Genomic DNA, 8,317 nt, shown 5'->3' with positions numbered 1-8,317 from the left:
AGGCCCAGATCCAGAGCATTGCCGTCCCACAGCATCATCTCGCCGGGGCCAAACTCGAGGCCGACGCCGAACTTGCCGACAGCATTGTTCGTCGCGAACGCGGCCGGGACGAGCAGAGCCAGAACGAGGCCGAGGACGAGTAATTTCTTCATTGTGGCTCCTTGTTTTGGTTTTTGGGTCCAGGGGTTCAGTTTTCTGCCCCGAGTTTGAATACGATGATAGTGATAAGTTTATGATAAGGTCGGGCTACTTTCAAGCAGAAAATTATAGTATTTTTCAAACCATCTTCCGATTTCAAATCTCTGCGGTTACATGGGGTCACAAAACACGTAACCGTGCATGGCCATTGAAGTTATCCCGGCGGATGCCGCCGGGTCCGGGCGCGAGGGGAGGATAATATACCGCAATGTCGGTGCACATTACAACCTAATACACCGGTCCACCGGCGCGGCAACTGACACCACTTCTCCACAACCGACAGTCTAACCGAAACGGGAGGTTTTGCCAGCAGGATCATCCCGGCGACCCCTTCGGCCAAGCTGAGCAGCGCCCCCAGCACCCCGCCGGCCAGGACCGTCGTCTCCAGAACCATCGTCGCCCGCACCACCGCCCTGGAACGCTTATTGCGATAATCCCCTCCGAACGGACTTTTGTATGTAAAAAAACCGGAGGAAAATGGAGAGGCATCTGGACCAAAACGCCCTGGAAGTCGTTCATTCCGCGCAGGATATCGCGAAAACCCTCGGCTTCGATTACATCGGCACTGAGCACCTCCTGGCGGGTATAGCGCGCCAAATCGGCACTGACGCCGCCGCGGCCCTCGCCAAGCGCGGCGCCACCTTCGACGCCGTCACCGACGAGCTCAAGCGGCTGCTGACCAAGCCAGCGCGGACCGCCCAGCTCTCCTTCACCCCCCGGGCCGAGGCCGCGATAAACCGGGCGGCGCAGTCCGTGGCCGAGTCCGAGGGGAAGAAGGCCGGACCGGCGCACATCCTGGCCGCGATTCTGGCGGATTCCAACTCGGGCGCCAACCGCGTCCTGGCCGCTCTCCACATCCCCACGGCCGAGCTCCTGGCCGAGCTGGGCGCACCCGCGGGCGAGGACGCCGACTCCGCCCTCAAGACCTTCGGCCGCGACCTGACCGAGCTGGCCCGCCGGGGCAAGCTCGACCCCGTCATCGGCCGCGAGGAAGTAATTGACCGCGTCATCCAGGTTCTCTCCCGCCGGACGAAGAACAACCCCGCGCTCATCGGCGAACCGGGCGTGGGCAAGACCGCCATCGTCGAGGGGCTGGCCCAGGCCATCGTGGAGCGCCGGGTGCCCGAGTCGCTGCTGGACAAGAAGGTCATCCTACTGGACCTGGCGTCGGTCGTGGCCGGCTCGAAGTACCGCGGCGAGTTCGAGGAGCGGCTGAAGAAGCTCCTGAAAGAGGTCGAGGGCGGCAAGTACATTCTATTCCTGGACGAGCTGCACGTGATAGTGGGGGCCGGAGCCGCTGAGGGCGCCATCGACGCCGCCAACATCCTCAAACCCGCCCTGGCCCGCGGCGAGCTCCAGGCCATCGGGGCCACCACCCTCGCCGAGTACCGCAAGCACATCGAAAAGGACGCGGCCCTGGAGCGCCGCTTCCAGCCGGTGCTCGTCGAGGAGCCCACGGTGGAAGAGACCGTGGCCATCCTCGAGGGCCTGCGCCCCAAGTACGAAGAGCACCACCAGGTGAAGATATCGGGCGAGGCGGTGGAGGCCGCGGCGCGGCTCTCGGCCCGTTTCGTCAGCGACCGATTCCTCCCCGACAAGGCCATAGACTGCATGGACGAGGCGGCGGCCAGGGTCCACCTGGACAACCTCGTCGTCCCGCCGGACCTGGCCCGCCTGCGCGCCGAGGTCGAGGAGCACGAGGCCGACGAGCGAGAGCGTTCCGCCAAGCAGGATTACGAAGCCGCGGCCCTGGCCCACGCCAAGGTCCTCGAGCTCCGGGACCGCCTGCGCATCGCCGAGGAAGAGTGGAACAAGAAAAAGACCGAGGCGGCGAACCGCTCCCTGGTGACGCCCGAGGACGTGGCCCGCGTGGTCAGCCGCTGGACCGGCGTCCCCGTCAGCCAGCGCTCCGCCGACGAGCGGGAGCGCCTGCGGCACCTGGAGGAGCACCTGCACCGGCGGGTCCTCGGCCAGGACGAGGCGGTGGACGCCGTGTCCCGGGTCGTCCGGCAGCACCGCGCCGGTCTCGCGGACCCCGACCGGCCCCAGGGCTCATTCCTCTTCCTCGGACCCACCGGCATCGGCAAGACCGAGCTGGCCAAGGCCCTGGCCGAGTTCCTCTACGGCGACAAGGGCGCCATTACCCGCATAGACATGAGCGAGTACATGGAGAAATTCTCCGTGACCCGGCTCATCGGCGCGCCCCCCGGCTACGTGGGCTACGAGGAGGGGGACGTCTTCAACGCCCTCCTGCAGGTTCTGGACGACGGGCGGCTCACCGACTCGCACGGGCGCACCGTGGACTTCAAGAACGCGCTCATAATAATGACCTCCAACGTCGGCGCCCGGCGCATCCTCGAAATCGCGGAGCGCATCGGCCTCGACGGCGATGAGGAGGTTTACGACCAGATGCGGCGGGTGTGCCTGGACGAGCTGCACGACCATTTCCGCCCGGAATTCCTGAACCGCGTGGACGAGATAATCGTCTTCCACCCCCTCTCCAGGGGCAACCTCCTGCGGATCGTGGAGCTGCTCCTCGGCGAGGTGCGGGGGCTTTTAAAGGACCAGGGGATCGGCTTCGAGATAGACGCCGCGGCCAAGGAGCTCCTGGTGCAGCAGGGGTACGATCCCCGGTACGGCGCCCGGCCGCTACGGCGCACCGTCAACCGACTCTTGACCAACGAACTGGCCGGGATGATTCTGGACGGCCGCTACTCCTCCGGCGGCACGGTGAATGTGGGCGTCGAGGGCGGCGCCTTGGCCTTCTCCTGAGAGGACTTTCATCCCCAGGGATCCCGGGGTCTGGAAAGGACGCCGGGAATGCGCTATACTAACCCAACCGATTCGCCGGGGGGTAGTACTCGCTTCGCTCGTTTCGCCGGGGCATTACTCGCTACGCTCGTTTTGCCGGGGCATTACTCGCTACGCTCGTTTCCGGGCGGGGGTGGATTTGCGCTGGGCCGTACCCATCGTTTTGTTCTTTATGTTCTACGCCGCCCTCGCCGACACCGAGATCCGGGTAGCCCAGGTGGCCGACGAGGAGGTCATCTCCATCACCGGCCCGGCGGTGGAGTCGGAATCTCGCCTGCCCAACCGCATCAACGCCAAAATCCACGACCTGTCGAGCCGCCTCCGGTACGTCTATCAGGAATACCTGGACGCCGGCGGCCGGGTCGAGGGCAGCCTCGTCCTCCGCTTCACCATCCAGGAGGACGGGTACGTCTGCGACATGGAGGTGGTGGAGGAGAGCCTGCGGAATCAGGACCTGGTGGACGCGCTGGTGGACAAGGTCTCCCACTGGTTCTTCGTCCCGAACCGCGACGAGAAGCACCCCGGACAGGTGACCTGCGAGTACCCCTTTGTCTTCTCCAACGGGGTACGGTACTCTCCCCTGGACGTGAGGCCGCTCCAGGCGGGCGCCGAGCTGCACCCGCGACGGAGGCCGTACTGGATCGACAAGGATATCAATCCCCAGCTCAGGGAACTCGAAGACATCTACGACGTTTATCTACTGGGCAATCCCAGCCTTTCCGGGACCATAACTTTCGAGTTCGTCATCCACGACTCCGGGACGGTGGACCGGGTGAGCATCCTGGAGAACACCACCGGGGCGGTGAGCCTGGCCGGCGACGTGGCGACCAAAATCGCCGGCTGGAAGTTCAGCGCCCTGGAAGACTCGGACACCGGTCACGACGTGGTCGTCACTTACCCGATTTACTTCGGTTCCGGTCGCGCCGACGAACCGAGCGAACCGAGCAAAGCGAGCTACGCCCCCGGCGAACCGAGCTATGCCCCCGGCAAATAGCGTTTTCACTCTCGCGGAGGTAACCGAAACATGGATCGTTCGATTGCATTTATTCTCGTGCTCCTGGCCGCCCTTCCGGCCGCCGCCGTGAGCGAGTTTCAGGCGATCCAGGAGGGGGTCGAGTTGATAAAGGTGGAGGGGCCGGCCGCCGGCTCGTCCCAACGGCATCCCCAGATCATCTCCGAAGAGCTCTACAAGCGCCAATCGGCCATCGTGGACGTCTACAACGGCTTCTACTTCGAGGACCAGAGCATCGTCGGCGACATGAAGGTGATGTTCACCCTGGAGGCCGACGGTACCATCTCCGGCTGCATCCCCGTGGAGAACACCACCGGCAGCGTAAAGCTGGCCGACGCCATCTGCGAACTCATAGTCACCTGGACGCTGCCGCCGGTGCCCGAGGCCGACTACCAGGGCTGGGTCACCGTGACCGTGCCCTACATATTCATGCCGCCCCGGCAGCCCGTCGTGATAGACCTCTCCGCGGGCGGAGGGGGTACGGAGGAGACCTCGCCCGAAGGCGGAGGGGATTAGCCGATTTATATAAAAAAGGCGGACCCGGCGGGGTCCGTTTTTTTGGGTGGCGGAGGACACAGTTCCAGCATCATCCCGCCGGACGACGATTCCTCTCCTTGGGCCGGGCGGGGGCGGAATAGAAAAAGGCCATCGATCCGAGGGTCGCCCCCCGCTCCCGGACGAGGGGCTTCAGCCCACCCCTACGCGAGACAAGGGGCTTCAGCTCCTTGCATGGAAAAACGTCATGGCGGTCAGCGGCCGGCGCAGCCGGTCCGCTGCATCGCCTTGTTGGGCAGCGTAGCATCGGGTCACGGGCTACTCGCACGGGGTACCCGTGGTGGTATTACTCCGCAATGCTCTTGCCCACGCAAGTACGAGTGGTGCGATTGGCTTTAACCGGACGCCGCTCCACGTGAGTTGCTCGTGGCCTGAATTGAGAAGGTGGCGCGCTGTTGGGATCGCATGGAAACTAAAGTCGACATCATCGATCCGCACGTAGAGAACAGGCGTTTTGAAGCCGGACAGCGCCTCTGCCCACAATGTGACGCCGGGCAGTCTTGCCTTAGCCGCCCACTTCGCGAGGGAATCAATCTTCTCTTTGAAGGCGTAGAACTTCTTTCGCTGGACGAACCCCAAGCGCCGCTCATTCTCAATCCAAGCGTTGAGGACAACAGCCGCAGCAAGTTGGTAACGGAGCTCCGACTTTGACCGACATGGACGCTTGAGCGCTGCAAGGGCCTCATGCACGTCCGCTTCCATGACTGGGGCAACGGGTGCTTGGGCGCGTCCCAAGACTATGGGAGCAAGTTGCTCGGGAGCAGGTGCCATGGTCGGGACTTCAAGCCCGCGTAGCAGGGCAAGGATGAGGTCTTCATATTGCCCGCCAAGTTCAGTGGAGTCGAGCTGGGCAATCGACTGCACCTCTATGCCGCTAGGAAGGTCGGTTCTGAACTGGTACTTCGTGTCCGCGAAGTATAGGGCGACGACTCGCGACGCGCTCCCAGCGCTGCGGCGTGCCCATTCATAAGCATTCTCCGAAAAGAAGCGGTAACCCAGCCACAGGTCGTGGCCGCTCGCGAGCATGGGGGTCGCTCCACCGAAGAGTCGCGTCTCCGGATAGTGCGTCAATGCTACTCCCTGGAAAGCTTGCTCCGCGACTTGTCCCACAATGCTCGCGGCCAAAAACCGCGACACAGCAAGGCTCTTGAACGAGTCGGTTCTAAGGTCGTCCCATCTCCGCCCGAAGAACGCTCTGGCAATTTTCTCAAGTGGCTCTTCTTTCTTAGTATGGAACAGGGTAACGAAGGTCCCGCCCGGTGCCCCGCACATGTCGAACTCATCCGAGAACGAGCGCGAGTGCCACCCGAGACCATCCGACTCCACCAGAAGGCGATATCTGTAGGTCCCGTGCTTTGGCTGCCAACGTACGGATTTAAGTGTCACGTCATACTCAACGTCGTCATAGGTGATTCGCTGTACTCGGCCGACCTCGTTCGCATCGCACTCCACTTGGGCCAAGACGGGCCATGGGTAGAGCTCGCGCAGCCATCGCTCCTTTGGGTCCTTCTGGTCATGGTTCCGAAGCCAGTTTGCGAATGTCACGTTTCGGAGTCGCACTGGATCCTTCGCCTACGTCGTAGTTCCGACTGCCCTACATGGGGTTATAAATGGGCCCCCCGGGAAAACCCCTTGTCTTAAATTGCCCGCGCCCGACCCCCGCTATTCCGTCAGCCGTCGGCCTTCGCGGCCGTCCCCCAGCGACTCCAGGAACAGGCCGTACTCGAAACGGAACCGCTCGGTCAGGTATCCGTCCTCGCCCAGCACCCGCTCCAGGGTGCGCAGGAATTCCACGGTCAGGCGGCTCACCCGCCAGCGGGTGAAGAAATGGCGGTCGGCCGCCATGCTCCGCTCCAGCGCCTCCTCGAAGGCCACCAGCACCCGCGCCGGGTCCACCGTTATCACCTGTTCACCGGTCAGCCAGCCCAGAAGGTGGTCCAGCTTCTCGCTCCGGAATATCTCCTCGAAGATGGTACTGGCGGCGTCCGATCCCGTGTGGCCCTCGCGGGCGAACTCGGCGCAGGCCCTCTCCACCAGCCGCATGAAGCTCCCGCCGTGGAGCAACCGGTCGTTGCCCCAACGAAGGACCTCGTACAGAAAGCCCTGGCGGAACTCGTCGAGGTAGCGGTGGGTGAGCGTGCGCTCATCCTTCTTCGGCTCGTCCTTCGGCGGTTCTTTCTCGGGCATGCTGGTTTTTTTTAACCGCCCCCCGGGGCGGATCGCGGTTATTCGCGCGGCGTCGCGGGCCTTTTTTTACGTCAGGCGCAACAGCTCGGCCACGGAGATGTCGCCGGAGAGGGCCAGCTCGAGGCCGATTTCGCGGGCGCTCCGGAGCCCCGCCCGGCGGGCCGCCCGGCTGAGGTCCTCGATGGAAAGGTCCCCGGCCAGGAGTTGCCTGATCTGGGCGTTGGGCGTCAGGTGCTCGTAGATGAGGGCCGTTCCCGAGGAGCCGGTGTGGTGGCACTCCTCGCAGCCCGGCGCCTCGTAGAACGTGAAGGGGCGCGTGGCGGCGATGTGAAGGCTGTCGAGAACCGCCTTCGTGGCTTTGTAAGGCCGCTTGCAGCGCGGGCAGAGGCGGCGGAGCTCCCGCTGGCTCGTGACCAGCGCCAGGGAGCTGGCGAGGAGGAACGGCTCCTTGCCGATCTCCTTCAGGGCCAGCACCGCCGACAGGATGCCCGAGCTCGCCAGCCGGAGGATGACCAGGATGCGGGCATAACTTGCGCCGATGAGGGTGTTGGCCACCTCGGCGGAGGAGAGCTCGTCCACGAATAGCACGTCGGGGTCCTGCTCCAGGGCGGCCTCCACGGCGTCGGCGTAGGTGAGACCCTCCTCGGGGTGGGGACGCAGGGTGTCCACCTCATCCAGGCTGAAGGTGGTGTGCTCCTCCACGGTCAGAATCGCCCGGCCCCTCGAGTCCATATCGGCCAAAAGGGCGTAGGCCAAGTCTTTCTTGCGCGAGAAGGGCGGGCCGGAGAGGACGATAAGCCCGTGGCGGCCCTCGCCGGACTCCCGCAGGAGAACGGCCAACTTCTCGGGCACCGCCAGCTCCTCGAAGGTGGGCACCCCGGAGCGGTTGGTGTCCAGGCGCAGCACGGCGCGCTCACCCCGGGCGGTCGGGGCGAAGATGGCCGAAACGGACACGGCGTTGCCGCCCAGGTTCAGGCGGAAGTGGCCCTTCTGCTGCCGGGTGCGCTCCGAGGTGGGAAGCCCCGCCAGGACCTTGATCTGGTTGAGGAGAGTCCGGCTGCTCGCGGGCAGTTGGAAGGGGGCGGGCTCCAGAACCCCGGCGCGCCGGAGGCGGACGTAGAGGTTGCCGTCCGTCTCCTGGAGGTGGATGAACTCGCTCCCCGCTTCCAGGGCTGCCCCGACCAACCGCGTCACCGGGCTGTCGGCGCCCGGCGTGTAGCCCTGGAAGACCGGCTCGACCGCCGGCCGCGCACCGACCACCGGCCGGCCGGGGGGAGGCGGGGGGAGGTCCGGCACGGGTCGCTTCCGGCCGGCGTCGGTGTAAACCGCGTCCAGGGCGTCGGCCAGCTCCATTTCCAGCATCAGGTAAGGGACGACCTCCTTGCCGGTCACGAAGGCCAGCTCGTCGAGGACGGGGACGTTCTGGGGCTCGGAGGTGCCGATGGCCAGGCGGCGCCGGTCCTCTTTCAACGGCACGACCCCGTACTTCTTCGCCTCGCGGACCGGCAGGAGCCCGGCCAGCAACGTGGTGTACCGGAAACCGTCGGGAACGGG

6 protein-coding genes are annotated in these 8,317 nt (G+C 64.7%); 3 read left to right on the top strand and 3 right to left on the bottom strand.

What is annotated here, in order from left to right; genetic code table 11:
* Nucleotides 1–675: 675 nt before the first annotated feature.
* The 3 genes from NTW26_11350 (at nt 676) to NTW26_11340 (ending at nt 4,537) form a co-directional block, all read left to right on the top strand.
* A complete protein-coding gene (locus tag NTW26_11350) occupies nt 676–2,970 on the top strand; it encodes an ATP-dependent Clp protease ATP-binding subunit (protein MCX7022842.1) in 2,295 nt (764 codons plus the stop codon).
* Nucleotides 2,971–3,148: 178 nt separating this feature from the next.
* Entirely contained in the window at nt 3,149–4,003 is an 855-nt protein-coding gene (locus tag NTW26_11345; protein ID MCX7022841.1) for an AgmX/PglI C-terminal domain-containing protein, read from the top strand.
* Nucleotides 4,004–4,033: 30 nt separating this feature from the next.
* Nucleotides 4,034–4,537, top strand: a complete 504-nt coding sequence (locus NTW26_11340; protein ID MCX7022840.1) for a hypothetical protein — start codon at nt 4,034–4,036, stop codon at nt 4,535–4,537.
* A gap of 297 nt (nt 4,538–4,834) precedes the next feature.
* On the opposite strand, the gene NTW26_11335 is transcribed toward NTW26_11340, so the two are convergent.
* From NTW26_11335 to NTW26_11325, 3 genes are all read right to left on the bottom strand, one after another.
* Nucleotides 4,835–6,136 (bottom strand): hypothetical protein, encoded by a 1,302-nt coding sequence (locus tag NTW26_11335; GenBank protein ID MCX7022839.1) that lies wholly within the window; start codon nt 6,134–6,136, stop codon nt 4,835–4,837.
* A gap of 102 nt (nt 6,137–6,238) precedes the next feature.
* Nucleotides 6,239–6,763, bottom strand: a complete 525-nt coding sequence (locus NTW26_11330) for a hypothetical protein (protein ID MCX7022838.1) — start codon at nt 6,761–6,763, stop codon at nt 6,239–6,241.
* 66 nt (nt 6,764–6,829) lie between these two features.
* Nucleotides 6,830–8,317: ATPase, T2SS/T4P/T4SS family (locus NTW26_11325; GenBank protein ID MCX7022837.1), on the bottom strand; the 1,488-nt coding region annotated here is incomplete at its 5' end.

The organism is bacterium, assembly GCA_026398675.1.
Taxonomy (GTDB): domain Bacteria; phylum RBG-13-66-14; class RBG-13-66-14; order RBG-13-66-14; family RBG-13-66-14; genus RBG-13-66-14.
Note: the sequence above shows the minus strand (reverse complement) of the source record. Positions and strands in the feature narration are given on the sequence as shown.